Annotated in this window: 22 protein-coding genes; 15 read left to right on the top strand and 7 right to left on the bottom strand. The window is 71.2% G+C overall.

The genetic code is table 11. From position 1 onward, the window contains the following. Positions 1-54: 54 nt before the first annotated feature. Complete coding sequence (locus tag ACFPQ9_RS18590) at positions 55-777, bottom strand: TetR/AcrR family transcriptional regulator C-terminal domain-containing protein (RefSeq protein ID WP_380854137.1); 723 nt, start codon at positions 775-777, stop codon at positions 55-57. A gap of 63 nt (positions 778-840) precedes the next feature. Between ACFPQ9_RS18590 and ACFPQ9_RS18585 the strand changes: the two genes are divergently transcribed. Together ACFPQ9_RS18585 and ACFPQ9_RS18580 are read left to right on the top strand one after the other, a co-directional pair. Further along, entirely contained in the window at positions 841-1,791 is a 951-nt protein-coding gene (locus tag ACFPQ9_RS18585; RefSeq protein ID WP_380854135.1) for an ATP-binding cassette domain-containing protein, read from the top strand. Further along, the gene (locus ACFPQ9_RS18580; RefSeq protein ID WP_380854133.1) at positions 1,788-2,570 is read left to right on the top strand and encodes an ABC transporter permease; all 783 of its coding nucleotides are present in this window, start codon (positions 1,788-1,790) and stop codon (positions 2,568-2,570) included. Before ACFPQ9_RS18585 ends, ACFPQ9_RS18580 begins: the two co-directional genes overlap by 4 nt. A gap of 248 nt (positions 2,571-2,818) precedes the next feature. Here the strand turns inward: ACFPQ9_RS18580 and ACFPQ9_RS18575 are convergent, their stop codons facing one another. From ACFPQ9_RS18575 to ACFPQ9_RS18565, 3 genes are all read right to left on the bottom strand, one after another. Continuing rightward, the gene (locus tag ACFPQ9_RS18575) at positions 2,819-3,088 is read right to left on the bottom strand and encodes a hypothetical protein (RefSeq protein WP_380854131.1); all 270 of its coding nucleotides are present in this window, start codon (positions 3,086-3,088) and stop codon (positions 2,819-2,821) included. Positions 3,089-3,214: 126 nt separating this feature from the next. After that, positions 3,215-4,030, bottom strand: coding sequence for an anti-sigma factor (locus ACFPQ9_RS18570; RefSeq protein ID WP_380854129.1), 816 nt, complete (start codon positions 4,028-4,030; stop codon positions 3,215-3,217). After that, entirely contained in the window at positions 4,027-4,569 is a 543-nt protein-coding gene (locus tag ACFPQ9_RS18565) for a sigma-70 family RNA polymerase sigma factor (protein WP_380854127.1), read from the bottom strand. Before ACFPQ9_RS18565 ends, ACFPQ9_RS18570 begins: the two co-directional genes overlap by 4 nt. A gap of 209 nt (positions 4,570-4,778) precedes the next feature. On the opposite strand from ACFPQ9_RS18565, the gene ACFPQ9_RS18560 reads away from it, so the two are divergent. The 4 genes from ACFPQ9_RS18560 (at position 4,779) to ACFPQ9_RS18545 (ending at position 11,435) form a co-directional block, all read left to right on the top strand. Further along, positions 4,779-6,314: a DUF4331 domain-containing protein gene (locus tag ACFPQ9_RS18560; protein ID WP_380854125.1), complete on the top strand. Its 1,536-nt coding sequence runs from the start codon at positions 4,779-4,781 to the stop codon at positions 6,312-6,314. A gap of 202 nt (positions 6,315-6,516) precedes the next feature. Next, positions 6,517-8,028, top strand: coding sequence for a tetratricopeptide repeat protein (locus ACFPQ9_RS18555; RefSeq protein ID WP_380854123.1), 1,512 nt, complete (start codon positions 6,517-6,519; stop codon positions 8,026-8,028). Beyond that, the gene (locus tag ACFPQ9_RS18550) at positions 8,025-9,755 is read left to right on the top strand and encodes a sulfite exporter TauE/SafE family protein (RefSeq protein WP_380854121.1); all 1,731 of its coding nucleotides are present in this window, start codon (positions 8,025-8,027) and stop codon (positions 9,753-9,755) included. The genes ACFPQ9_RS18555 and ACFPQ9_RS18550 overlap by 4 nt, the downstream gene beginning before the upstream one ends. 63 nt (positions 9,756-9,818) lie before the next feature. Continuing rightward, positions 9,819-11,435: a serine/threonine-protein kinase gene (locus ACFPQ9_RS18545; protein ID WP_380854119.1), complete on the top strand. Its 1,617-nt coding sequence runs from the start codon at positions 9,819-9,821 to the stop codon at positions 11,433-11,435. A gap of 24 nt (positions 11,436-11,459) precedes the next feature. Here the strand turns inward: ACFPQ9_RS18545 and ACFPQ9_RS18540 are convergent, their stop codons facing one another. After that, positions 11,460-12,269: an SGNH/GDSL hydrolase family protein gene (locus ACFPQ9_RS18540; RefSeq protein ID WP_380854118.1), complete on the bottom strand. Its 810-nt coding sequence runs from the start codon at positions 12,267-12,269 to the stop codon at positions 11,460-11,462. A 267-nt stretch (positions 12,270-12,536) separates the two neighbouring features. On the opposite strand from ACFPQ9_RS18540, the gene ACFPQ9_RS18535 reads away from it, so the two are divergent. From ACFPQ9_RS18535 to ACFPQ9_RS18505, 7 genes are all read left to right on the top strand, one after another. Continuing rightward, positions 12,537-13,745 carry a S8 family peptidase gene (locus ACFPQ9_RS18535; RefSeq protein WP_380854116.1) on the top strand — a complete coding sequence of 403 codons (1,209 nt, stop codon included), beginning with the start codon at positions 12,537-12,539 and terminating at the stop codon, positions 13,743-13,745. A gap of 175 nt (positions 13,746-13,920) precedes the next feature. Then, the gene (locus tag ACFPQ9_RS18530) at positions 13,921-14,358 is read left to right on the top strand and encodes a hypothetical protein (RefSeq protein ID WP_380854114.1); all 438 of its coding nucleotides are present in this window, start codon (positions 13,921-13,923) and stop codon (positions 14,356-14,358) included. Position 14,359: 1 nt separating this feature from the next. Next, positions 14,360-15,469 carry a GNAT family N-acetyltransferase gene (locus tag ACFPQ9_RS18525; protein ID WP_380854112.1) on the top strand — a complete coding sequence of 370 codons (1,110 nt, stop codon included), beginning with the start codon at positions 14,360-14,362 and terminating at the stop codon, positions 15,467-15,469. A gap of 388 nt (positions 15,470-15,857) precedes the next feature. Next, positions 15,858-16,688, top strand: coding sequence for a glycosyltransferase family 2 protein (locus ACFPQ9_RS18520; RefSeq protein WP_380854110.1), 831 nt, complete (start codon positions 15,858-15,860; stop codon positions 16,686-16,688). Continuing rightward, positions 16,685-17,689 carry a glycosyltransferase family 2 protein gene (locus ACFPQ9_RS18515; RefSeq protein ID WP_380854108.1) on the top strand — a complete coding sequence of 335 codons (1,005 nt, stop codon included), beginning with the start codon at positions 16,685-16,687 and terminating at the stop codon, positions 17,687-17,689. The genes ACFPQ9_RS18520 and ACFPQ9_RS18515 overlap by 4 nt, the downstream gene beginning before the upstream one ends. Next, entirely contained in the window at positions 17,686-18,486 is an 801-nt protein-coding gene (locus ACFPQ9_RS18510) for a polysaccharide deacetylase family protein (protein WP_380854106.1), read from the top strand. The genes ACFPQ9_RS18515 and ACFPQ9_RS18510 overlap by 4 nt, the downstream gene beginning before the upstream one ends. Then, positions 18,479-22,321, top strand: coding sequence for a lipopolysaccharide biosynthesis protein (locus ACFPQ9_RS18505; RefSeq protein WP_380854104.1), 3,843 nt, complete (start codon positions 18,479-18,481; stop codon positions 22,319-22,321). Before ACFPQ9_RS18510 ends, ACFPQ9_RS18505 begins: the two co-directional genes overlap by 8 nt. A 21-nt stretch (positions 22,322-22,342) precedes the next feature. Here ACFPQ9_RS18505 and ACFPQ9_RS18500 read toward each other — a convergent pair whose 3' ends face one another. After that, complete coding sequence (locus tag ACFPQ9_RS18500) at positions 22,343-23,755, bottom strand: GH39 family glycosyl hydrolase (RefSeq protein ID WP_380854102.1); 1,413 nt, start codon at positions 23,753-23,755, stop codon at positions 22,343-22,345. A gap of 196 nt (positions 23,756-23,951) precedes the next feature. On the opposite strand from ACFPQ9_RS18500, the gene ACFPQ9_RS18495 reads away from it, so the two are divergent. Further along, entirely contained in the window at positions 23,952-25,046 is a 1,095-nt protein-coding gene (locus ACFPQ9_RS18495) for a DUF5925 domain-containing protein (protein ID WP_380854100.1), read from the top strand. Positions 25,047-25,061: 15 nt separating this feature from the next. Beyond that, entirely contained in the window at positions 25,062-25,835 is a 774-nt protein-coding gene (locus ACFPQ9_RS18490) for a DUF72 domain-containing protein (RefSeq protein ID WP_380854098.1), read from the top strand. Between the two features lie 8 nt (positions 25,836-25,843). On the opposite strand, the gene ACFPQ9_RS18485 is transcribed toward ACFPQ9_RS18490, so the two are convergent. Next, positions 25,844-26,212 carry a GntR family transcriptional regulator gene (locus ACFPQ9_RS18485; RefSeq protein WP_380854096.1) on the bottom strand — a complete coding sequence of 123 codons (369 nt, stop codon included), beginning with the start codon at positions 26,210-26,212 and terminating at the stop codon, positions 25,844-25,846. Positions 26,213-26,249 lie beyond the last annotated feature (37 nt).

Raw genomic sequence — 26,249 nt, 5'->3', positions numbered from 1 at the left:
ATGCGGCTCCGCCGCGCGTGCGCGACCAGCCCCCACAAGCCCGCGCCCGAACGACTACGTGTCTCGGCACTTGGGATCAAAAGCGTCCAGCACCCGTTCCAGCGCCCGCCGGAACACCCCCTCCAGATCGATCGGCCCACTGTCCGCCATGAACGCCGCGGCGAGACGCGGATAGTTTCCGGTCGCGACCTGGCTGCCGAGATACGCGATACGGACCGCGTTCTCCTCCTCCTCGGACCACGGCATGGAACGGGTGCGCTCGGCGGTGGCGATCTCGTTCGCGGTGTACGTCGTCACGACACCGTTGAGCAGCGCGACCAGCTCCATCTTCACGCTGTACGGAACGTCGAGCGGTTCGAGACAGGCCAGACAGTGCTCCAGATAGCGCAGGGTGTTGGGGCTGAAGCCGTACACCCCTGACATCAGCCGGGGCACCCAGGTGTGGCGGTGCATGATGGCGCGGGTCTCCTGCGCGTTGCGGATCATGTCGGCACGCCAGTCACCCGAGGGCTCCGCGATCTCGTGCTCGGCACCGACCGCGTCGACCATCAGCTCGTACAGGTCCTCCTTACGGGGGACGTAGTTGTACAGCGACATGGTCCCGCAGCCCAGTTCGGCCGCGACATGCCGCATGGACACGGCATCCAGCCCGCCGGCGTCGGCGATGCGCACCGCCGCGGCCGCGATGTCCGCGCGCGTGAACGCGGGCCTGGGACCGCGCCCGGTCCGCTCGGGACGCGCCCAGATCACTTCGGGTACGGCAGCTCGGCCCGCCATCGATCATCACCTCGGCCACCATCCTAGTTACGTACAGCGTACGTAGTGCGCTATGGTCGACCCATGACTTCTACGTACGCTGTACTTAGTGAAGGTCTGGAGAAGCGCTTCGGGCCCAAAGGAGCCGTGGTCCACGCCCTGCGCGGACTCGATCTGGCCGTCGCACAGGGCACCGTCTGCGGCCTGCTCGGCCCGAACGGCGCGGGCAAGACGACGGCCGTACGGCTCCTGACGACGCTGCTGCGGCCGGACGCCGGCTCGGCCCGGGTCGCCGGGCACGATCTGCTGCGGGACCCGGCGGCCGTCCGCCGCAGCATCGGCGTCACCGGACAGTACGCGTCGGTCGACGGTGACCTCACGGGCCGCCAGAACCTTCGGCTGTTCGCCCGGCTGCACCGGGTGCGCGGCCCGGCCGAGCGGGCCGCCGAGCTGCTGGACCGCTTCGGCCTGACCGAGGCTGCGGACCGGCCGGCGTCCACGTACTCGGGCGGGATGCGCCGCCGCCTCGACCTCGCGGCGAGCCTCGTGCGCCGCCCCGACGTGCTCTTCCTCGACGAGCCCACGACCGGCCTCGACCCGGCCAGCCGCAACCGGATCTGGGACGCCGTACGAGAGCTGACCGCCGACGGCACGACGGTGCTGCTGACCACGCAGTACCTGGAGGAGGCCGACCAACTGGCCGACGACATCGCCCTGGTCGACCGGGGCCGGGTCGCGCACCGGGGCTCGCCCGCCCAGTTCAAGGCGGCCATCGGCGCCCACGTGGAGGTCGTCGTCGCCGATGCCGACGTCCTGGTCAAGGCCGCGGCCGTACTCGATCAACTCACGGGCGCGGAGCCGTCGTTCGACCACGACCGGCGCTCCGTCGGCGCGGTCACCCGGGACGCCACACTGACCCTGCCCCGGCTGGTGCGTGAACTCGACGCGGCGGGTGTGCCGTTGCTGGACGCGAGCATCCAGCCACCGACGCTCGACGACGTCTTCCTGCGACTCACCGAGGAGAGTGCCGCATGAGCACCCTGACCTACGACGGCGGCGCGATGCTGGGCCGGCAGCTGCGGCGGATCCGCAACAACCCCGGCCTGCTGATCCTGACCCAGACGATGCCGATCACCATGCTGCTGTTCTTCGGCTACGTCTTCGGCAGCGCGCTTGCGATGCCGGGCGAGCAGTACCGGTCCTTCCTGGTGCCGGGACTCCTGGTGGCGACCGCGGCCAACGGGATCATGACCGGGATGTTCCAGGCCGCCCAGGACACCCATCGCGGGGTGATGGACCGGCTGCGGACCCTGCCGATGAGCCGGGCGGCCGTACCACTGGGGCAGGCCGCCGCGGATCTGGTCGTGACGGCCGCGGGGACGGTGCCGTTCCTGCTGGTCGGGCTCGCGGTGGGATGGCGGATCGAGGGGTCCGCGCTCGACGCGGCGGGCGCCGTGGCACTGCTGCTGCTGTTCCGGTTCGCGACCACGTGGATCGGGATCTTCCTGGGGCTGCTCACCCGGAACGAGGAGGCCGCCGGCCAGCTGGGCGGGGCGACCTTCATCCTGCCGCTGCTGTCCAACGCCTACATTCCGACGAACGGCCTGCCGGGCTGGCTGCGCACCGTCGCCGAGTGGAATCCGATCAGCGCGGTCACCACGGCGCTGCGGGACCTGTTCGGCAACGCGCCCGTGCCGCAGGACGCCGCGTGGCCGGTCGCGCATCCGGTCGCCGGGTCGCTGATGTGGTGCGCGGTACTCATCGCGGTGTTCGCGCCCCTCGCCGTGCGGCGGTACGGGCGCGGCGAGGGATAGCACCCCGGGTGGGGAGGACCGGGGGCCGTCAGGACCGTCTCGTCAACGTCCGTGCGCGGCTAGGCGTTACGCACGGGACGCGGGCCGGTGAACGAGGCGGGTGGACTTGGGGGACGTGCCCGCGCCCGGGTAGCACTCCGGGACACCGCTGCGTGCCGTGGGGATGACGGCGGCGACAGCGCGGTGCCGGGACGGAGCCTGCCACCGAGCGCGGGCCTCGTAAGTCGCGCGAGGAACGCCGGTGCGGCTCAGCGCCCGCCGAACAGCGAACGCCGGAGCCGGCGCAGCGGGGCGAAGAGCGAGACACGACTGACCCGCGCACCTCGGTCGCTGCGCTCGTGCGCCTTGTCACGCGTGGTGAGCTCACGCATCAGTGAAGTCGCCTCGGCCGCCTCCCGCTGCGGCACGGCGGGGCCCGCCAGCACCGAGAGATGGCGGTCGAGGCGCGAACTGGTCGCGCTGCTCCCGCAGGTGATCGCAGGGACCCTGGCCCTGCTGCGCACTGTTATCTGATCCATGTCACTCCCCACCCGTACGAGTCCATCCGGCCCGGGCAGGCTAACCCTATCGCCCCGGTGGGGCACTCGTGTATCGCGGTCACAGGATTCACCTTCCCCGTAAGGGTGTTGACGACTCGCGCCCGGTTACTCTCCGAATCCAACCGATTTCAGGGCGAGTTGGACAACTGGCTGGCTGGTGGGCTGGGGTGATCCCCCGTCGGGCTCGACGGTCACAGCCAGTGACGTCGCCGACTTGTCGAGACCGGACGCGACCAAGGGCGTGTCGCCGTCGAAAAGCCCCAGGGAGCGCGGTTGCACATCGGGGCGCATCAGCCAGAGCTGGTGCACCCGGCCGCTCGGCAACTTGCCGTATCCGCTCAGAGTGACGACGGCGCGCCCCTCCGATGCGGAAGCCACCACTCCGATCGTCCGGCCCTCGGCGTCCTCGCCGGCGGTCGCGCGGGCGTCGGGCGCCCCCAGAACGTTAGCGATCTCACTCGCCTGCGCCTGCTGGGCGTCCAGCTGATCCTGTGTCCGGTTCGCCTGGACGGCGAACAGGGAGGCGACGACGAGGGCCGCGGCGGCCGTGGCCGTGGCGAACGGCACGAACAAGGGCCGCCTCGGCGCACGGGAGCGCGGCGGCGGCTGGTTGCCCCACACATGCGGCGGCAACTGCGTCGCACGCGCGTGTGCCGACTCCCGCCCGGCGGACTCCTGCGGAGTGGCACGTACGGCGGCCAGGACCCGGTCGCGCATCGCGGCGGGCGGCGCGGCGGCCGTCGACCAGGCCAGACGCACGGCATCCTCGGTCAGGGCGCGCACCTCGACGGCGCAGCTGTCGCAGTTCCTGAGGTGCTTCTCGAAGCGGTGCCGCTCGCCGGGCTCCAGCGCGTCGAGGGCGTAGGGCGCGGCGAGGGAGTGCAGGTCCTCGCGGCGCAGCAGGCGGTCGACGAAGCTCACGCGACACCTCCCAGGCACTTGCGCAGCTGGGTGAGTCCGTCGCGCATCCGGGTCTTGACCGTGCCCAGCGGCAGTGACAGCCGCTCGGCCACTTCACGGTAGGTGTAGCCGTCGTAATAGGCGAGAGTGACCGACTGGCGCTGGAGGGCGGTGAGGCGATCCAGGCAGCGGCGCACCCACTCGCGTTCGAGGCCGGCCTCCACCTCCTCGGCCACGTGGTCGAAGGCGGGGTGGTTCGCACGCAGGGCCTCGCGCTGCTCGCGCTCGCCGGCCGCGCGGGCGCTGCGCACCCGGTCGACGGCGCGGCGGTGGGCGAGGGTGAGGATCCAGGAAAGGGCGCTGCCCCGGCCCGGGTCGAACTTCGCCGCGGACCGCCACAGTTCGAGCAGCACCTCCTGCGCCACCTCCTCCGACTGGGCGGGGTCGCGCACCACACGCCGCACGAGCCCGAACACCGGTCCGGAGACCAGGCCGTACAGCTCCTCGAAGGCCTTCTGGTCACCGCCCGCCACGAGCACCAGCAGCTCGTCCGCCTCCAACTCGTCTCCCCCTCCAGCCAGACCGCATCTCGGCCGCCTTGTCCCACGAGGTATTCGCAACGAACACACCTCCGGATGGGGTTACGGATCAACGGACCGAAAAAACGGGTCGAGCAGCCGAAAAATTTGTTTTCGAGATCGACCAATCCGGCCGGCCCCCGGCTCCGAATCCCGGTGCGTCAGGCAAGTTGGCACTGAGGACGGACGGCATGACACCTAATTCCAGGAGCGGTGCGGGACGCAAGGGCCTCGCGACCCTCGTTTGTGGTGCGCTGGCCGCCGGGGGGCTCGCAGCCGCCGGCGTCGCCGCGCTGGAACCGGGGGCGGCCTCCGCCTCCAGCCACCGGGAGGCCCCGCTCATCTCGGGGACCCCGCAGTACGACAACACGGACGTGTACGCGTTCGTCAGCCCGGACAAGCCGGACACGACGACGATCGTCGCGAACTGGATCCCGTTCGAGGAACCGGCCGGGGGGCCGAACTTCTTCCCCTTCGCCGAGGACGCGCAGTACGACCTCCACATCGACAACAACGGCGACGCGCAGGGCGAGCTGCTGTACCGGTTCACCTTCGACACGCACGTCAAGAACAAGAAGACGTTCCTGTACAACACGGGTCCGGTCGAGAGCCTCGACGACAAGGACCTCAACGTCACGCAGACCTACGACATCGAGCTGATCAAGCTCAAGAACCAGAAGCTCCTGTCGAAGACGAAGATCGCCAACGATGTTCCGGTGGCGCCTTCGAACGTCGGCAAGGCATCGATGCCGGACTACGCCAAGCTGCGCAAGCAGGCCGTGCACGAGCTGCACGGCGGCACCACGACGTTCGCCGGCCAGGCGGACGACCCGTTCTTCCTGGACCTGCGCGTCTTCGACCTGCTGTACGGCGGGAACCTCTCCGAGGTCGGCAACGACACGCTCAAGGGCTACAACGTCAACTCCATAGCCCTCCAGGTCCCGACCCACATGATCACCGAGTCGGCGGACCAGCCGATCGTCGGCATCTGGTCGACGACCCAGCGGCAGAACGCCAAGGGCTACTACGAGCAGGTTTCGCGCCTCGGCAGCCCGCTGGTCAACGAGGTCGTCAACCCGATCAAGGACAAGGACAAGTTCAACGCGTCCGCGCCCTGGGACGACGCCCAGTTCCTGAAGAACGTCACCAACCCCGAGCTGCCGAAGCTCATCGAGGCGATCTACAAGATCCCGGCGCCCGACGAGCCGCGCAACGACCTGGTCGACGTCTTCCTCAAGGGCGTCAAGGGACTCAACCAGCCGCCGCACGTGCGCCCGGCCGAGGAACTGCGCCTCAACACCTCGATCAAGCCGACGGCGGAACCCAAGCGCCTCGGTGTCCTGGACGGCGACAACCAGGGCTTCCCGAACGGCCGCCGCCTCACCGACGACGTGATCGACGCCTCGCTCCAGGTCGTCGAGGGTGAGCTGCTGGGCGCGAAGAACGACCTGGGCGACGCGGTCGACAAGAACGACAAGGACTTCGAGAAGGCCTTCCCGTACGTCGCCCTGCCGACCGAGGGCTCACGCGGTCCGCTCGCCAAGGGCACCGACGGCGGCACGGACGTCCGCAGCCAGCTCGGCGACGCGCTCGAGCCGGCGGGTGCCTCCGGCGGTACGGACAACATGGCCCTGATCGCCGGCTCGGCAGGTGCGGGTGCGCTGGGGATCCTGCTGATCGGCGGGGCGCTGATGTGGTGGCGCCGGATGCGGGACCGGGCGTACTAGGGCGCTCCGCGGGGTGCGGTGGTCGGTCGTGTGCCGGTCCGTTGTGGCTGGTCGCGCCCACGCGGCGGAGCCGCAAATCGATACAGCCCCGCGCCCCTTAGGGCGTTGCCCGTACGCCCCTTTACTGGCGCGGCCCGCGAAGTACTCATCCCCCACGGCGCGGGCCGCGCCGCAGCACGCGAGAAGGAATCGAGGAGAGGGCATGGCCCCGCGCAAGAACGACGACGCCCCCGAGAACGAGGCTTTTCAGCCCGTCCGGCGTTTGAGGACGAGGTCCGTTCAGGGCCGAAGCGGGGGTTCGGGGGCGGCAGCCCCCGAGGACGGGAAGGGTGAGGGCGGCGGGGGCGAGACCCGTGTCGCCGCACTGCGGCGTTTCGCCGCGGCCGCACGCCGACACCGTGCGCTGCACCTCACCGGCTGCGCCGCACTGCTCGCCGTGGCCCTCACCGCCGGCTCCATCGCCCTCGGGGCAGCACGGGACAACACGGGCGAGCGCGTCGCCCCGGCCTCCGCCGCCGTCTCCCCCGGCCTGCTCACCACCGGCGACCTGGACACCGGCATCGCCTCCCTCCAGGCCCACCTCCGCGACCAGCCGAAGGACTACGGCAGCTGGTCCGCCCTCGGCCTCGCCTACGTCGAGCAGGCCCGCACCAAGGGCGACCCCTCCCGCTACCCCCAGGCAGAACAGGCGTTCCAACGCTCACTCGCCCTGTCCCGGGACAACGACCAGGCCCTGGCCGGCCAGGCCGCCCTCGCCGCCGCCCGGCACGACTTCGAGGACGCCCTGAAGTACGCCGACCGGGCCCTGAAGGTGAACCCGTACAGCGAACGAGCCCTGTGCACCCGCGTCGACGCCCTCGTCGAACTCGGCCGCTACGCCGACGCCGCCAAGGCCGCCGACACGGCCGACGACCGCCGCCCGGGCATCCCGGTCTTCACGCGCTACGCGTACGTACGCGAGCTGCGCGGCGACGTACGGACGGCCGAGCGCGTACTGCAGCAGGCGCTCTCCTCCGCCGTCTCCCCCGGCGACCTCGCCTACGTCGCCACCCAGCTCGGCCAACTCGCCTGGAACCAGGGCAACTACGACACCGCGCTCACCCACTACGCCCGCGCCCTGGCCGCCGACGAGAACTACCTCCCCGCCCTGGAGGGCCGCGCCCGCGCACAGGCCGCGAGCGGCGACAGGGCAGCCGCGCTCAACGGCCTGAAGGACGTCGTCTCCCGCTACCCGCTCCCGGGCCCGCTCGTGGAACTCGGCGAGCTGTACGAGTCGGCCGGCGACCAGGTGAAGGCCGACGACCAGTACGCCCTCGTCGACGCCTGGACGGCCCTCGCCCGCGCCAACGGCGTCAACGCCGACCTCGACACGGCTCTCGCGGCCGCCGACCACGGCGACAAGGGGTCCGCCCTGCGCGCCGCACGGGCCGAGTGGGACCGCCGGCGGACCGTGCACACCGCGGACGCCCTCGCCTGGGCGCTGCACGTCAACGGCAAGGACGAAGAAGCCCTCCCGTACGCCCGCAGGGCCACGGCCACCGGCTACCGCAACGCCACGTTCCTGTACCACCGGGGCGTCATCGAACACGCCACGGGCGACGCCGAGGACGCCCGCGCGCACCTGAAGGCCGCGCTGAAGCTGAACCCCGGCTTCTCCGCGCTGGGCGCCCGTGAAGCCCGCACGGCACTCAAGGACCTGGAGGCGGCCAAGTGACTCCCCGTCGTCTGTTCGCCTCCGGCGCCGCCGTCCTCACGGCGGCCTGCGCGCTCGCGCTGTTCGCCTCCCCTCCCGCGAGCGCGCACCCCCTCGGCAACTTCACCGTCAACCGCTACGACGGCCTGGTCGTCGCCCCCGGCGCACTGCGCGTCCACCACGTCGAGGACCTCGCCGAGATCCCGGCGACGCAGGCGAAGCCCGACATCGAGAAGGCGGGCATGGCGACGTGGGCCCGGCAGCGCTGCGAGAGCGCCGCGCGGGGCAGTGAGGTCACCGTGGACGGCCGTACGGTCGATCTCACGCTGAAGAGCAGCCACGCGCGCGTGCGCCCCGGCCAGGCCGGCCTGGACACGCTCCGGGTGGAGTGCCGGCTCTCGGCGCCGATCTCGCAGGACGCGACCGTCGCCGTCGGCTTCCGCGGCGCGGGCGCGGAGTCCGGCCCGGGCTGGCGGGAGATCACGGCACGCGGCGACCGTATGACGCTCACCGCGTCGGACGTGCCGAAGCAGTCGGTGTCCGCCGAACTGACCACGTACCCGGAGGAGTTGCTCTCCTCGCCGGCCGACACCGCGACCGCGTCGCTGCGTGTGCGCCCCGGCGGCCCCGCCCTCACCGAGTCGGAGCAGGACGCCCCCGCCGCCTCGGTCCTGCCGCGCGGCGCCGACCGCTGGACGCGTGCCCTGGACGACCTGGTCTCCCAGCGCGAACTGACCTTCGGCTTCGCCGCGCTCGCCCTGGTCATCGCGGTCTTCCTGGGCGCGATGCACGCGCTCGCGCCCGGTCACGGCAAGACCATCATGGCCGCGGTGGCGACGGCACGCGGCGGCCGGGCACGCCTGAAGGACGTCATGCCGCTGGCGGCCTCGGTGACCGTCACCCACACCCTGGGCGTGGTCGCCCTGGGCCTGCTGATCACGGCCGGCTCGGCCGCAGCGCCCTCGGTGATCACCTGGCTGGGCATGGCGAGCGGCGCCCTGGTGCTCGCGGCGGGCGCCACCCTCGTACGCCGCGCCTGGCACATCCGCAAACACGGCTACGGGCACGGTCACGACCACGACCACCCGCACGGCCACGGTCACTCACACGACCATGACGACCACGCCCACGACCATCCCCACGAGCACTCCCACGAGCACTCCCACGAGACGAGCGACCACGCCGCCGACCGCGCACGCGAACCGGTCCTGGTCGCCGCGCACGCCCACACCCCGGCCGAAGGAACCGCCCCGTCCCCACAGGCCCACCTCCACTCACACGCCCCAGCAGAGCACCACAGCCACGAACGCGATCACGCACACCCGCACCCCCATTCCCCCACCCGCAAACACGGCCTGCTCACCCACACCCACGGCGGTTTCACCCACACCCACTCCACCGCCCCCACTCTCCGCGGCACGATCCTCCTCGGCTTCGCCGGTGGCCTGGTCCCCAGTCCCTCCGCGGTGGTCGTGCTGGTCGGCGCGGCGGCGCTCGGCAAGGCGTGGTTCGGGCTGCTGCTCGTCGTGGCGTACGGCGTCGGACTCGCCCTGACGCTGACCGCGGCCGGGTTCGCCGTGGTCAAGCTGGGTACCGGTGTCACCCGGGTCCTGGACAGGCGCCCCCGCTGGACCGTGCACCCGGTCACGGCCTTCCTGCGCCGGACCGCCCCGCTGGCGTCCGCGCTCCTGGTCGTGCTGCTCGGGGCCGGATTGGTGTTCAAGGGGGCGGCATCCGTACTCGGCTGAGCTACTTTTGGGAAGAAATCGCACGGAGTGGAGATTTCGCACGGATGCGAATGGGGGACGCCCGTGTCCGAAGAACACGGCAGTGAACGGGTGATCGCGGGCCGCTACCGCCTCCTGTCCCCGCTCGGCGAGGGCGGCATGGGCACCGTGTGGCGGGCCCGCGACGAGGTGCTGCACCGCGAGGTGGCGGTCAAGGAGGTACGGGCGCCGGCCGGGCTGGCGACGTCGGAGGTCGAGCGGATGTACGCCCGCCTGGAGCGTGAGGCGTGGGCGGCGGCGCGGGTCGCCAACCGCAATGTCGTCACGGTCTACGACGTGGCCACGCAGGACGGCCGGCCCTGGATCGTGATGGAGCTGGTCCGCGGTATCTCGCTGGCCGAACTGCTAGACGCCGAGGGACCGTTGAGTCCGCAGCGTTCCGCACACATCGGCGCCGAGGTGCTGTCCGCGCTGCGGGCCGCGCATGACGCCGGGGTGCTGCACCGGGATGTGAAGCCGGCCAACGTGCTGATGTCGAACGACGGCCGGGTCGTGCTGACCGACTTCGGTATCGCGATGGTCGAGGGAAGCTCCGCGCTGACGATGACCGGTGAGGTCATCGGCTCCCCCGAGTTCCTCGCCCCGGAGCGGGCGCTGGGCCGCACGCCGGGCCCGGAGTCCGACCTGTGGTCCCTCGGGGTGCTGCTGTACGCGGCGGTGGAGGGCAACTCCCCGTTCCGGCAGAACACCCCGCTGAGCACCTTGCGCGCGATCGTCGACGACGAGCTGCCCCCGCCGCACCGGGCCGGTCCGCTGGCTCCCGTCATCGAGGGACTGCTGCGCAAGGACCCGGCCGAGCGACTGTCGGCCGAGCGGGCGGAGCAGGATCTGCGGATCGTCGGGGCGGGCGGGACCCCGCGCGCGGACACCGTGCAGGCGTCCCCGTACACCCCGACCGTCGCGGCGTTCCCGGCTCCGTCGCAGACCGCCCCGACGGCCCCGGTCCCGGCGCCGGAGCCGACCCGGCCCGTGACTCCCGGCCCGGCGACGGCCCCGGTCCGGCCCGACCGCAACCGCCGTGCCGCCCTCACCCTGATCGCGGGCATCGCCGTCCTCGCGCTGGCCGTGGCGGGGCTGACGTACGCCCTGCTCAACCGTGGGGGCGGCGGCGGGGACGCGGGGAACGACGGCACCACCAGCCAGGTGGGCGGCGGGACCACGCAGAAGGAGACCGAGGACGAGGGCGGCACCGGTGGGGAGGACAGTCCGGAGCCGAGTCCGAGCGAGAGCCGTACCAGCGCTCCGGCGCCGCAGTCCGTGACGGTGGCGCTGACGGGCTCGAACCTGGAGTACTCCGGGGCGTGTCCGCCGCCGAGCGGTGAGGCGCCCGCCTTCACGGCCTCGTTCACGGTGGGGCGGCTGCCGGCCGAGGTCACCTATCGCTGGGTGTCCGAGGACGGCAAGGTGATGGACCAGGGCTGGAAGACCCTGTCGTTCCCGGAGGGCGGTGGGCGCACGAAGCAGGACCGGGCGTTCGTGACGACGTACGACGACAGCGGGACCTTCGAGAACCAGATCAGCGTCGAGGTCCGCGACCCGGTGAAGACGACGTCGAACTCGGTGCCGTTCTCGGTGACTTGTGAGACGGAGACCCCGACGGGCGGGGTCTCGCAGTCTCCTACCGAGTCGCCGGAGTCGTAGGAGAGCCGGCGCTCGGCGGGATACTCAGGTCGCGCTGTTCAGGACCGGGAGATATCCACCCGACTGGCCCGCGGCCGTCGGGTGGTAGGACTCGGGGATGTTGAGCCAGTTCACGGAGTGCATCCACGAGCTGCCGGAGCAGAGCTCGTGGCCGGTGAAGGTGGTTCGTACGTCGCCGAAGGTGAACCCGTGGTCCAGGGCGCGCTTCTCGGTGGCGGCGTCGATGTAGTCGGCGGCGTCGTTGAGCGCCCTGCGCTTGGTCTCGGACAGGCCGAGGCACCCGGACGCGCCCAGCTTGTAGAAGCGGGGGTAGCCGAGTACGACCACCTGGGCGGACGGCGCCTTGGCCCGGATGGCCGAGTAGACGGTGTCGAGCCGGCCGGGCAGCGTCGAGTCGACGAACGCCTTGGCGGTGTTGATGCGTGAGACGCAGGCGCTGTCACCCTGCAGCACACAGGTCGTCATGATGTCCGCGAATCCGGCGTCGTTGCCGCCGATCGAGATGGACACCAGTGCGGTGGCGGAGGTGAGGGGACCGAGTTGACTGGCGGTCACATCACCCGTTTGAGCGCCCGAGCAGGCCGTGAAGTCGAAGGACGAGGGTGAGTTCGCGGCGGCCCACAGGTAGGGGTACGCCTTCGTACTGCGCTTGCAGTCGCCGCTGGAGCCGATGTAGCTGCCCGCGCCGAGGCCCGAGGAGTAGGAGTCGCCGAGCGCCACATACCCGCCGATTGCGGCGGTGTCGGCGGCCTGCGCGGTGGCCGCCCCGGTGAGGGCGGTGCCGACGGCGAGGAGGAGTGAGGCGACGTATACGGAAAGTCGGGAACGTCTCATGGAACCTCCCTATAGCAGGATCTCTGCCATAACCGTCGTACCAACTACGCGTGTTGACGGGAAGTGCCCATGCCAAGAAAAATTTCGTGTTCATGACAGCATTGTTGACAGGTCGTCAACTCTCTTGTCCCTCACCTCCGGGCGGCAGATCCTTTACCTCGGCCCAGGAACGGGAACGCGACGTTCCGGGCTGTGCGTGCGCCCCGCACGCGCCCCCCACATGTGCGCCCACCACATGCGCACCGCCTGGAGGAGGACTCCCTCGCAATGGCACAACTGCGTAGCAAGAACGTCCGGTTCACCGCGATAGCCGGCCTGGCGACCGCCGCGCTGGTCGGTGGACTCACCGCCCTCCCCGCCCAGGCCGCCCCGGCCGAGGGCAAGGTCCTGGCCGCCGGCTCCCCCACGGCCGTCAAGGACAGCTACATCGTCACGCTGGACAAGAGCGCCGGCCTCAAGGCGTCCTCGGCCGCCGGCAAGGACCTGGTCGAGGAGTACGGCGGCACGGTGAGGAAGACGTTCACCAAGGCGCTGAACGGCTACACCGCCACCCTCTCCGCGGACGAGGCCACAAGACTCGCAGCCGACCCGGCGGTGGCCTCCGTCGAGCAGAACCAGCGCGTCCACCTGGCCGACACCACGCAGACCAACGCCCCCTGGGGCCTGGACCGCATCGACCAGGCCGCGCTTCCGCTCTCCGGCACCTACACCTACCCGGACACCGCGGGCAGCGGTGTCACCGCGTATGTGATCGACACAGGTGTGCGCATCACCCACCAGCAGATCAGCGGCCGCGCCTCCTACGGCTACGACGCCGTCGACGGCGACACCACCGCCTCCGACGGCAACGGCCACGGCACCCATGTGGCCACCACCATCGCGGGCTCGACGTACGGCGTTGCCAAGAAGGCGAAGATCGTCGCGGTCCGGGTGCTCGACAACAACGGCTCCGGCACCACGGCGGGCGTGATCGCCGGCATCGACTGGGTGACCGACAACCACTCCGGCCCCTCCGTCGCCAACCTCTCGCTCGGCGGCGGCGCCTCCAGCACGCTGGACACGGCGGTGCGCAACTCCATCGCCGGCGGCGTGACCTACGCGGTCGCGGCGGGCAACAGCAACGCCAACGCCTCCTCGTACTCCCCGGCCCGGGTCACCGAGGCCATCACCGTCAGCGCCACCACCAGCTCCGACGCCCGCGCCAGCTACTCCAACTACGGCTCGGTCCTGGACATCTTCGCGCCGGGCTCGTCGATCACGGCGGGCTGGAACACCAGCGACACCGCGACGAACACCATCTCCGGTACGTCGATGGCGACGCCGCACGTCGCGGGCGCGGCCGCGGTCTACCTGGCGGGCCACACCTCGGCCACTCCGGCCGCAGTGGCCTCCGCACTCACCGGGGGTGCCACCGCCGGTGTGGTCACCAGCCCCGGCAGCGGCTCCCCGAACCGGCTGCTGAAGCTCGTGCCGTGACGCGCCTTCGCACCGCCTGAACCACCGGTCCCCGCAGGCCCCACGGCTGCGGGGACCGTCCGTTCGGGACCGGGACACGAACACATGTCAAGAGGCCGTCCGCATCTTGACGGCCGATACGGCGCTGAGCCACATTGAAGCCCGGCATCCGGCGCTTCGGGGGGCAAAGTCGCCAATGCAGACCTTACGTATCAAGGCACGTATCAAGACAGACTCGGCTCAGGAGGCCGAGCGTGCGCGACCAGGTCCGGGGAGGGACCTGACGCCGCTGCTCGCGGGCGCCGCGACGGCCGTGGGGGTGATCGGCGCGGTCCTCGCGCTGGTCGACTCGGGCTCGCCGCTGCGCGGACCCTTCACGCTGTTCTTCCTGCTCGCGGCACCGGCCGCGGCCATCGCCGCCGCGCTGCGCGGGCTGGAACCGTTCGGCCGGACCGTGGCCTCGGTTGCGGGCGCGGTCGTCGTCAACATGCTGGTGACCCAGGGCATGCTCGCCGTGCACCGGTGGTCGGTACGCGGCGGAATCGTGGCGGTGACCGCGATCAGCGCGCTCATTCTCGTGCTCGTCCTGGTGCGGCGGCTGCGCGGCCGTACGACGCGAAGGCGGACTGACTGACGTGGACATCAGCGTGTACCGCCCCGGGGAGCTCAGCTCCGCCGACCGGGCGGCGTGGACATCGATGCAGTCCAAGGCCCATCTCCAAGGCTCGCCCGAGCTGGGCAACCCCTTCCTGTCCCCCGAGTTCGCGCTCGCCGTCGGCCGCTGCCGGCGCGGAGTGCGGATCGCGGTGGTACGGGAGGGCGGCGAGCCGGCCGCGTTCTTCCCGTTCCAGCGAACGGCGTCCGGCGTGGGCCGGGCCATCGGCCTCGGCGTCTCGGACGCCCAGGGCGTGGTGCACCGGCCCGGGTTCACCTGGGAGGCCCGGGAGCTGCTGAAGGCGTGCGGGCTCGCGGTGTGGGAGTTCGACCACCTGGTCCAGGGCCAGGCGGCGTTCGAGGCGGAGGCCTCCGGCACGTACCCGTCCCCGGTCATGGACGTCGACCAGGGGTACGAGACGTATCTGACCCAACTCCGGGAGCGGGCACCGAAGTTCACCAGGACGACGCTCGCCAAGGAGCGCAAGCTCGGCCGGGACCACGACGGCATGCGGTATGTGCACGACGAACGCGACCCGGCGGCGCTGCGCACGCTGATGGCCTGGAAGTCGGCGCAGTACCGCAGGACCGGGCGCAGCGACCGCTTCGCGCACGCGTGGATCACGCTGCTCGTGGAGCAGCTGTTCCACACCCGCTCGGAGCCGTTCGCCGGGATCCTGTCGGTGCTGTACGCGGGCGGCAAGCCGATCGCCGCGCACTTCGGGCTGCGTACCGAGCGGGTGCTGGCCTGCTGGTTCCCGGCGTACGACCCGGCGTTCTCGAAATACTCGCCGGGCCTGGTCCTGCACCTGCGGATGGCCGAGGCCGCCGCCGCCGACGGGATCGCCTATCTCGATCTCGGCCGGGGCCAGAAGGAGTACAAGGACTCCCTGAAGACACGTGAGTTGACGGTGTCGGAGGGGTGGGTGACCAGGCGTCACCCGGTCGCGTTCGGACACCGGGCACGCCGTGCCCCGGTCCGGGCGCTGCGCAACACCGTGCAGACACGGCCGGAGCTCTTCGAACCGGCGGACCGGCTCCTCAAACGCATGGGGAAGATCCGCTCGGGACGTGGCCAGGGACGTGGCTAACTCCGGTCAAACCAACAAAAACGTGAGGGCTCGTTCCAGCTCTTGCCATACAGGCGCAATCGTCAATACCGTCGTACATCTCACTCGCATCGGACGGTCGTAAGCGGCTCTAGGGGAGGGCTCAAGGACCGCGACGGTCCCGACGCGGGGCGTGGTAGGGGGGTGCTCGGTGAAAGGTGTTCACACTTCGGTGTTCCCACTTGCGACCGGGTCGTGCCGCGCGACCGGCTGCCGCTCTTCGGGTGGCCGGCCAGAATTGCCAGCTCACCACACGCGTACGGAGATCCGTTCCTCCGTGCCGTGAGTGAGAAGAACCCCCCTTTCGAACCGGACACATAGCCGGGCCGCCCAGGGGCGGGCGGTCCACCGGACGAGAGGGACCTGACTCATGAGTTCTGTTCTGCGCCCGGCGGTCGCGGGCCAAGATCCGTCACCGGTCGGCAAGTACCGGCCCATCTCCTCGCACCTGGCCATCGCGCCGCCGGTGAGCGTGGTGATCCCGGCCATGAACGAGGCGGAGAATCTGCCGTACGTCTTCAAGACCCTTCCGGACTGGATCCACGAAGTGGTCCTGGTGGACGGCAACTCCACCGACGACACCGTCGAAGTGGCCCGTGAGCTGTGGCCCGAGGTGAAGGTCGTGCGCCAGCGCGGCAAGGGCAAGGGGGATGCCCTGATCACCGGGTTCGAGGCGGCCACAGGCGACATCATCGTGATGGTGGACGCCGACGGCTCGGCGGACGGCCAGGAGATCGTGTCGTATGTGTCCGCCCTGGTCTCGGGCGCGGACTTCGCCAAGGGGTCCCGCTTCGCCAACGGCGGCGGCACCGACGACATGACGCCGATCCGCAAGCTCGGCAACTGGGCCCTGTGCACGGCCGTCAACCGCAAGTTCGGCGCCCGCTACACCGATCTCTGCTACGGATACAACGCGTTCTGGCGGCACTGCCTGGACAAGATCGAGCTCGACTGCACCGGGTTCGAGGTGGAGACCCTGATGAACATCCGGGTCGTCAAGGCGGGTCTGAAGGTGCAGGAGATACCCAGCCACGAGTACCTCCGCATCCACGGTACGAGCAATCTGCGGGCCGTGCGGGACGGGCTGAGGGTGCTCAAGGTGATCCTCAAGGAGCGCTCCAACCGGCGCGCCCTGCGCAGCCGCAGGAACCACTCCCAGATGCTCGACTCGGTCCGCTCGGTTCGGGGAGAGGCGTCTTGAGCGGTCCCGACATCTCCGTCGTGATCTGCGTGTACACCGAGGACCGCTGGGAGGACATCCTCGCGGCGGTCTCCTCGGTGCGGGCGCAGGCGTACCCGGCGCTGGAGACGCTGCTGGTCGTGGACCACAACGCGGCACTCCTGGACCGGCTGAGCAAGGAGTACAAGGAAGCGACCGATGTGCGGGTGCTCGCCAACGCGGGCCCCCGCGGCCTGTCCGCCGGCCGCAACACCGGCATCGCCGCCTCCTACGGCGAGGTCATCGCGTTCCTCGACGACGACGCCGTGGCCGAGCGGGACTGGCTCAGGCACTTCGCCGCCGGCTACGCCGACCCGCGCGTGATGGCCGTCGGCGGGCGCACCGAGCCGATCTGGGCGTCGGGGAGGCGCCCCGACTGGTTCCCGGAGGAGTTCGACTGGGTCGTCGGCTGTACCTACCGCGGCCTGCCGCAGGGCCGGGTCGAGGTGCGCAACGTCCTCGGCGGCAACGCCTCCTTCCGGCGTACGGCGTTCGACTTCGCGGGCGGTTTCGCCACCGGCATCGGACGCGACGGCGACCGGCTGCCGCTGGGCGGCGAGGAGACGGAGCTGTGCATCCGGCTCACCCGGGCCAGGCCCGACGCGGTGCTGCTGATCGACGACCGGGCGGTGATCCACCACCGGGTGCCCGAACCGCGCGAGCACTTCCGGTACTTCCGCACGCGTACCTACGCCGAGGGCCTCTCCAAGGCGCTGGTGGCCCGAAGTGTCGGCGCCGACAAGGGACTCGAGTCCGAGCGCCGGTACACCACCCGGGTGCTGCCGGCCGGGGTGGCGCGCGGGCTGCGGGATGCCGCACTGGCCCGGCGGGGCGGTGCGGGCCGGGCGGGCGCGATCGTGGCGGGCGTGCTGACGGCGGCCGGTGGGTACGTCGTGGGGAGTGTCCGGGTGCGCCGAGGGGGCGTTACGTACTCGGTGGTGGGCATCGAGGGGGAACCGCGCTTCAAGGGGGGAAGCAGATGACCGACGGGCGCGTGCCCATTCTCATGTACCACGCCGTCTCCACCGCGCCGAACGACGCCACCCGCGAGCTGTCGGTGGCACCGGAGGCGTTCGCGGAGCAGATGGCGCTGATCGGCGACCTCGGCCTCACCCCCGTCCGCACGGCCGATCTGGCGGAGCGCTGGCGGTCCGGCAAACCGCTGCCCGAGCGGCCGGTGCTGATCACCTTCGACGACGGCTACGAGGGGGTACACCGGCACGCCCTGCCCGTGCTCGCCGAGCACGGCTTCGCGGCCACGGTGTTCGTGTCCACGGGCTGGCTGAAGGGCCCGCACGACACGGGCGGCGGCCTGGACACCATGCTCGACTGGGACCAGGTCCGCGAGCTCGCCGGGGCGGACGTCGAGATCGGCGGCCACAGCCACACGCATCCACAGCTCGACCAGCTCCCGGACGGCAGGCTGCGCTCCGAGCTGATCCTGTGCAAGGAGATCATCAGCGATCAACTCGGCACCGTTCCGGCCTCGTTCGCCTATCCGTACGGCTACTCCAGCCGCCGGGTGCGCGAGGCGGTGCGCGAGACCGGGTACGGCCAGGCGCTCGCCGTCAACAACGGACTGGCGCGGCGCCGGCAGGGGCCGTACGCGCTCACCCGGCTCACCGTGCGCCGCACCACCGGCATCGAGGAGTTCGGGCGGATGGTCGAGGGCCGTGCCATCGCCCGCACCTTCGCCAGGGACCGCGCCCTCACCAAGGGGTACGCCGTGGTCCGCAGAGCCCGACAGGTCCGCCGGAAGGCCATCCGTTCCCGTGTCTGACACGACGACCACGACCGAGCCCGCATCGACCGACGCGAAGGCGCCCGAGCAGTCGGGGCGCCGCCTTCGCCTGCCCGGCCTGGGCGGGTCCTCCGGGGGCAGCCAGCTGTTCCGCAACGCCTACGCCCTGATGCTCAACACCGGCGTCTCCGCCGTGCTGGGGCTCGGCTTCTGGCTGGCCGCCGCCCGCTACTACTCCGAGTCCGCGGTCGGCCAGGGGTCGGCCGCGATCGCCGCGATGAAGTTCCTCGCGGGGCTCACCGCGGTGACCCTGACGGGTGCGCTGGCCCGCTTCATCCCCGTCGGGGGACGCAGGAGCGGCCGGCTCATCTTCCAGACGTACGCGGGCAGTTGTGTGATCGTGGCGCTGGCCGCCGGAGTCTTCCTGCTGACGCTGGACCTGTGGGGGCCGTCGTACCGGTTCCTGGACGGGCCGCTGAACGGGCTGTTCTTCGTCGTGGCCGTCGTCGCCTGGAATCTGCTCACGCTCCAGGACGGGGTGCTGACCGGGCTGCGCAGCGCGGTGTGGGTGCCGGTCGGCAACACCGTGTTCTCGGCGGTGAAGCTGGGGCTGCTGGTGGCCTTCGCGGTGGCGATCCCCACCGCCGGTGTCTTCGTCTCATGGGTCGCGGCCATCGCGGTGTCGGTGCTGCCGCTGGGCTGGCTGGTGTTCCGGCGGCTGGTGCCGCGCCATGTGGCGGCGACCGAGGAGCACGCCCGTCCGCCGTCGCTGAGGGAGATCGGGCGGTTCCTGGCGGGCGACTACACCGGCTCGCTGTTCTCGCTGGCCGTGGTCTATCTCATCCCCGTGATCGTGGCGGCGCAGGTCTCCTCCGAGGACAACGCGTACTTCTACATCACGGCCACCATCGGCGGCACCGTCAATCTGCTCGCCATCAACATGGGGGCCTCCCTCACGGTCGAGGGCGCGCACGATCCCGGCCGGCTGGCCGCCAACACCCGTGCGGCGCTGAAGCGCATGGCGCGGATCATGCTTCCGGTCGCCGCGATCCTGTTCTTCGGGGCGCCCTGGATCCTGGGCGTGTTCGGCCCGGGCTACGCGGACGCGGCGACCCCGCTGCTGCGCTGGTTCGCGGTCGGCGGACTGCTTCGGGTCGTCATGGAGACGTACTTCGCGGTCCTGCGCGCCCAGAGCCGCACCGCGGGACTGGCGTGGCTGCAGGGCCTGTTGTGTGCCCTGGTGCTCGGTCTGACGCTGGTGCTGCTCCCCCGGATGGGTCTGACCGGCGCGGGCGTCGCCGAGATCGCCTCGCTGTCGGTGATCGTCGCGATCGCCGCGCCCAAGCTGTACCGGACCGCGCGGGCGACCTCGGCCGAGGTGCCCGAGGACGCCGCTCCCGACGGCGACCTCGCCGACCTGGGGGCGCGCGAGGTGCCCGAGGGGGCGCGCAAGCGGGGGCCCGGCTGGGCGCTGGACAGCGACACGCTCGCGCTCGGCATCCATGTCGACTTCGACCATCTGGAACGCCGGCCCGACGTCCGCCCGGGACCGGGGACGCCGCCCACGGGCACGCCGCGGATCCGGCCGGAGCACCGACCGACCTGGGCCCGTACACCGGAGTTCGGTCTGCCGGTGGAGGAGCGCCGGGCGTCAACGCAGCCCGCCGAGGTGGACGCCCCGTTCGAGGACGAGTTCGACGCGGGCAAGGGCGAGGCGGCCGCACCGGAGGAACGCGAGGAGGCTGTCGTACGGGAGGAGGCCGCCGTTCGGCAGGAGGCTGCCGTACGGGAAGAGCCGCCCATGCACGAAGAGCCCGTACCGCTGCCCGACGCGGGCGCGCCGAGCGGGCGCGGGCGGCTGCTGCCGACCCGGCTCGGGGTGATCCTCGGCTGTCTGCTGATCGCCGCGCTGCTGCTGTACTGGGTGCCCGCGCTGCGCCTCGGCGAGAGCGACCTGGACGGCATGGGCGGGCTCGGGCTGATCTCGGTGCTGCCGCCGCCGACGCTGCTCGGGGCCGCGCTGCTGGCGGTGACGTTCGCGTCGCTGCTGTGGCTGGGCCGTGAGCACCGGGCGCTGCTGCTGCTCACGCTGCTCGCGACGGTCGTGTCGCTGCACGCCCTGCCCGCCCTGATCGAGACCGAGCCGCGGTTCGCGACGGCCTGGCAGCACCTGGGCTTCCTCGACTACATCGACCGCACCGGCTCGGCCGTGCCCGACCTGGACGCGCGCTGGAGCTGGCCGGGCTTCTTCGCGGTGGCCGCGTTCGCCGCGAAGGCGTGCGGGGTCAGCGACCCGACCGAGCTGATCCGCTGGTGGCCGCTGGCGATACAGCTGCTGTACCTGGTCCCGATGTTCCTGCTGGTGCGCCATATGCGGGCGAGCTGGCGGGCCAAGTGGACCGGCATCTGGGTGTTCGTGCTCAGCGGCTGGGTCGGCCAGGACTACTTCTCCCCGCAGGGCTTCACCTACCTGCTGTACCTCGTCTTCGCGGCGATCCTGCTGGTCTGGTTCCGCGCGCCACGGGTGATCTGGACGAAGCGGCGGCCCGGCGAACTGGAGGTCGAGCCGACGGACCGGCGGCAGCGGGCCGTGCTGCTGATGGTGGTCACGGGACTGTTCGCGGCGAGCGTCCCGGCCCACCAGCTCACGCCGTTCGTGATGCTGGGCGTGCTGACGGCGCTGGTCCTGATCGGCAGGTCCGAACTGCGCGGTCTGCCCATCCTGTTCGGCGTGATGGTGACGGTGTGGATCGGCTTCATGGCCGAGCCGTACTGGTCGGGCCACTTCGACGAACTCTTCGGCGGGGTCGGCGGCGTGGGCTCGAACGTGTCGTCGTCGGTGTCCGGTCGTATCGAAGGCGGCAGTTCGACCCACAAGCTGGTGCTGTACGTGCGTGTGCTGCTGGCCGGCGGTGTGATGGCGTTCGCCTGCTGGGGCTGGTGGCGCCGCCGCTTCCACCACTACCGGGAGCGTTCGCTGCTGGTGCTGACCTTCGTGCCGTTCCTGGGCTTCGGGATGCAGTCGTACGGCGGCGAGATGGCGCTGCGGGTGTTCATGTTCGCCCTGCCCGGCGCGGCCCTGCTGACGGGTCTCGCGTTCTTCCCGCGCACCGGCGTCACCGCCAAGGAGCGCGACAAGGACCGGGTGAGCCTCGCCCCGCTGGCCGCGCTGATGGCGGGCCTGGTGCTGATGGGCGGCTTCCTGGTGGCCCGCTGGGGCAATGAGCCGTTCGAGCGGGTCAAGCCCGGCGAGGTCGCCGCCATGGAGTACGTGTACGCCCATGACGATCCGAGCCTCAGACTGCTGTGGCTGAGCAGCGACCCGGTGAACGACGTGACACCCGCGATGCCGTGGGGTTCGCGGGACATGGAGAAGGTCTCCTACCTGCCGACGCAGGCACCCGTCGACCCGGTGCTGGTGTCGGGCCTGGTGAAGGCGCTGAAGGACGCGGGCCCGAACTCGTATCTGATGATCAACCGCGGTCAGGTCACCTACCTCCGGCTGGACGTGGGCTATTCGGCGAGCTGGGAGACCCGGCTGCTGCAGAACCTGGACAAGCGTCAGGAGCTGAAGCGGGTCTTCGCCAATGCCGACGTGACGATGTACGCGCTGCGCAAGCAGCCGGCGGGTGCGGTGCCGAAGGCCGATCCCGGGCCCATCGGGCCGCAGGTGACATGGACGCCGTGGTCGGTGGTCGGCGGGCTCGCGGCGGTGGCGCTGATCGTGCTGCTGATGGCCCGCGAGATCGTCCGGGTGGCGATGGCGCCGAGCGTGCGGCAGCTGCGCTGGCTGCAGAGCAGTTTCTGGTTCTCGCTGCCGCTGCTGGCGGTGCTGCTGGCCTCGTTGGTGCAGCGGTTCCTGACGATCAAGTGAGAGCCGTGCCGGTCAAGTGGCTCAACGCTCCAGCCACTTGACCTCGTACGCCTGGAACTCGGCCTCCTTGCCGTCGATCTTCACGGTGGTCTGCCGGTCGAGGGTGTTCACGGCCAGGACCACCTTGTCGGTGGCCAGGACCCGCACGTCGGGCTTGTCCACGGACACCTGCCGGTACTCCGTCCCGGGCCCGAACTCCTCGCTGAACCTGGACACCAGGTCGTACATGGGCAGCCTCGCGCCGCCGTCCGCGGTGTCGGTCGGCGTCCACAGACAGCCGGCGCACTCGGCGCCCTTCTCCTTCTCCGGGTTCCAGTAGAAGGCGGAGGTGGTGCCGCCCTCGGCCAGCGCGATCATCCCGGCTGCCTGGACGGCGCCGCGGCGGGCCTCGGACCAGCCCTTGCGGTCGTCGTTGCCGTCGGCGGGCTCGACGTAGTACTCGGCCCACCACAGCGGCAGATCGCCGGTCTGCCCGCGCACCCACCGGCTCACGGCCGTGAACTTGTCGGTGGCCGTGAACTCGTCGGGCAGGAGCTCGTCGTCCCGGGTGTAGCTGGAGCCGTCCACGACGACGAAGTCTGCGCCCGCCTTGTGTTCGTTCCAGTACCCGAAGGCGTCGACGGTGCGCTGGTCCAGGGCGCCCCAGGGGCCGGTGAGGGCCTTCGAAGCCTCCTCGGCGCGCGGGTCGACGCTGTCCATCACGAGGTACGGCCCGCCCACCATGATGTCCGGGTTGACCTTCTTCAGCGCCCGGTAGACGAGGTTGTACAGCTGGGTGTAGCCCTCGTAGTCCCAGCGGGCCTCGGCGTCGTTCCAGAAGCCCTTGAACTCGTTCCAGACGATGAAGTGGCGTACGTCCGGGTAGCGCTTGGCGACGGTCACGGCGAGCGCGGCGTAGTCGTCGAAGTGCTCGGGGTCGGGCGCGGTCTCCAGCGTGGCCTGGCTCCAGTCGGTGTTGTCGACGCCGGCCTCGCCGCCCTTCATCCAGTCGGGGGCGCAGCACAGGGTGACGACCGGGGTGCTGCCGGAGGCGCGGACGAAGTCGATGCGGCGGTCCATCGCCTCGAAGTCGTAACGTCCTCGGACCGGCTCGGGGTTGTCGGCGCCCCAGCCCATGAGGTGCTGGATCTGCGGCAGCCCTCCGGCGTCCGCGAGCCGTCCCTCGACGCGCTTGACGGCGGCGGACGCGCCCTCGTCGGCGCTGTGCTGGGTGTGGGTGAAACCCCAGCCGACCTGCGGGTTGCTCGCGTCCGGCGTGGCCGACGGGTTGCCGTGCGGCTTGTCGCCGTCGCGGGTGGTGCCGTCGGTGTTCACGCCGTTCCCCGGCAGTGTGTTGAGGAGGGTCACGACCAGGGCCAGAGCGGCCGCGCCCACGCCGAGCAGCGCGGTGAGCCGCCACCGCCGTGCCCCCGAATTCCACCCATGACGTCCCATCAAGGACAACGGTAACGGGGGTCCCGGCCGCTCGGGCAGGTTTCGGCTCCACACGGTCCTGTAACAGAGTGCGGGGCCTCGGGCGAGCGCGACCGGGGGGCCGGGGATGGGGGCGCACGCACCGGACGTGCACCGTTGGCGGGATCTGGCACGGAAACCGGGTGCACGGGGCCGCCGCGTGCCGGATCATGGCCGCATGTCTGCGAACCCACACGACGCTCTGCCGATCCGGCTCAACGTCGACGACAGCGACTCGCCGTCCGACGTCGTCGACGCGCTGTTCCTCGGCCGCTTCGCGACGGGCGAGCAGCCGTACTCGCACGCGGCGAACATCGACCGCGTACGGTCCGGGGCGACGCTTCTGCCGCCGGGCGCCCGTGTGCTGCGCACCGCCCGCGACGACGACCGCAGCGCGACGCTGGCGGAGGGCGACGGCTGGACCCTGCTGATCTCCCGCTGGAACCGCGGCGCCGACGTCACCGTGACGGCGACCAGCGAGGAACTGGCCGAGCGGGTGCTGGGCGAGGCGACGGACGGCGCGGCCGACGAGCCCGAACCGCAGCCGGAGAACGTGACCATGGGCTTCTGGTACGTCTCCCCCAGGCGCGGCCCGCACCGCACGACCCGGCAGATCTCGGCGGGCACTTGGGACGAGGTGCGGGCCAACTACACGGCGCCGGTGGCGGACGCGATGGACCGGCTGATGAAGACGACCCCGGAGGACATCGCGGGCCGGCTGCTCCTGCTGCACGGCCCGCCGGGCACCGGCAAGACGTCGGCGCTGCGGACGCTGGCCCGCTCGTGGCGGGACTGGTGCCAGGTGGACTGCGTCCTGGACCCGGAGCGGCTCTTCTCCGATGTCGGCTATCTGATGGACATCGCGATCGGCGAGGACGACTCGACGGGCAAGGGCCGCTGGCGGCTGCTGCTGCTGGAGGACTGCGACGAGCTGATCCGGGGCGAGGCGAAGCACACGGCGGGCCAGGCCCTGTCGCGGCTGCTCAACCTGACGGACGGGCTGCTGGGCCAGGGCCGCAACGTCCTGGTCGGCGTGACGACCAACGAGGACCTGGAGCGTCTGCACCCGGCCGTCGTACGCCCCGGCCGCTGTCTGGCCCGCATCGAGGTGGGTCCGCTGACGCGTCGCGAGGCGGTGGGCTGGCTGGGCACGGACGAGGGCATCGGCCGGGAGGGCGCCACGCTGGCGGAGCTGTACGCGCTGAAGCGGGGGACGTCCCCGACGTCACTGCCGGATCCTCGGGACGGGGCGGACGCGGGGTTGTATCTGTAGTGCTTTGATGGACGTATGACCCTGTTCGTGGGTACGTCGGGGTGGCAGTACAAGGACTGGCGGGATGTGCTGTACCCGGCCGACGTGCCGGTGCGTCTCTGGCTGGAGGAGTACGCCGCGCACTTCGCCACGGTCGAGATCAACAACGCCTTCTACCGGCTGCCGACGCGGGAGAACTTCGAGGCGTGGCGGGACCGGGTGCCGGAGGATTTCGTGGTCGCGGTGAAGGCGAGCCGCTATCTGACGCACATCAAACGGCTACGGGATCCCGAGGAGCCGGTGACCCGGCTGATGTCCCACGCGCAGGGGCTGGGCGCCCGTCTGGGCCCGGTGCTGCTGCAACTGCCCCCCACGCTCCGGGCGGACGCGGGACTGCTGGACGCGTGTCTGGCGTGCTTCCCGTCCTCGACGCGGGTCGCGGTGGAGCCACGGCACGACAGCTGGTGGACGCGTCAGGTGCGCGAGGTGCTCGAGTCCCGGGGTGCGGCCCTGTGCTGGGCCGACGTCGAATCCCGCCCGGTGACGCCCCTGTGGCGCACCACCGACTGGGGCTACGTCCGTTTCCATGTGGGCCGCGCACATGTGTGGCCGCACTATGGCCGACAGGCTCTGACGACGTGGGCGGAGCGCATCACGGACATGTGGCCGCACGCGGAGGACGTGTACGCGTACTTCAACAACGACCCGACGGGCGCGGCGGTGCAGGACGCGATGACGTTCGCCCGGGCGGCGACGGCGGCGGGCCTGGAGCCGACACGCACCCCGAAGCACCTTCTCTCACCGGCCTGACAACCTGCCTACTCCCCGTAAGCCGCCCGCAGGGCGTCCCGTACGGCGCCGAGCGCGTCCGCCTCCGTCAGCCCCAGCCGACGGGCACGATCGACGTAACTCTGGGCAGCCGAGGCGAGCTCCCGTTCCGCGGCCGAGCCGGCGGCGGCCACGAACGTGCCGTTGCGGCCCCGCGTCTCGATCACCCCGTCGCTCTCCAGCGCCCGGTACGCCTTGGCGACCGTGTTGGCCGCCAGCCCCAGCGTCTCCGCGAGGCCCCGCACGGTCGGCAGCCGGTAGCCCACCGGCAGCGCCCCCGACCGCGCCTGCTCCGAGATCTGCGCCCGCACCTGCTCGTACGGTGCGGCACTGTCGTCGATGTGGATCTTCAAGGTCACAGGGCCGATTGTCCCGTACCCGCCGGAAAATGAGAGG

It is taken from the genome of Streptomyces coerulescens (assembly GCF_042657965.1).
In the GTDB taxonomy this organism is placed as follows: domain Bacteria; phylum Actinomycetota; class Actinomycetes; order Streptomycetales; family Streptomycetaceae; genus Streptomyces; species Streptomyces coerulescens.
Note: the sequence above shows the minus strand (reverse complement) of the source record. Positions and strands in the feature narration are given on the sequence as shown.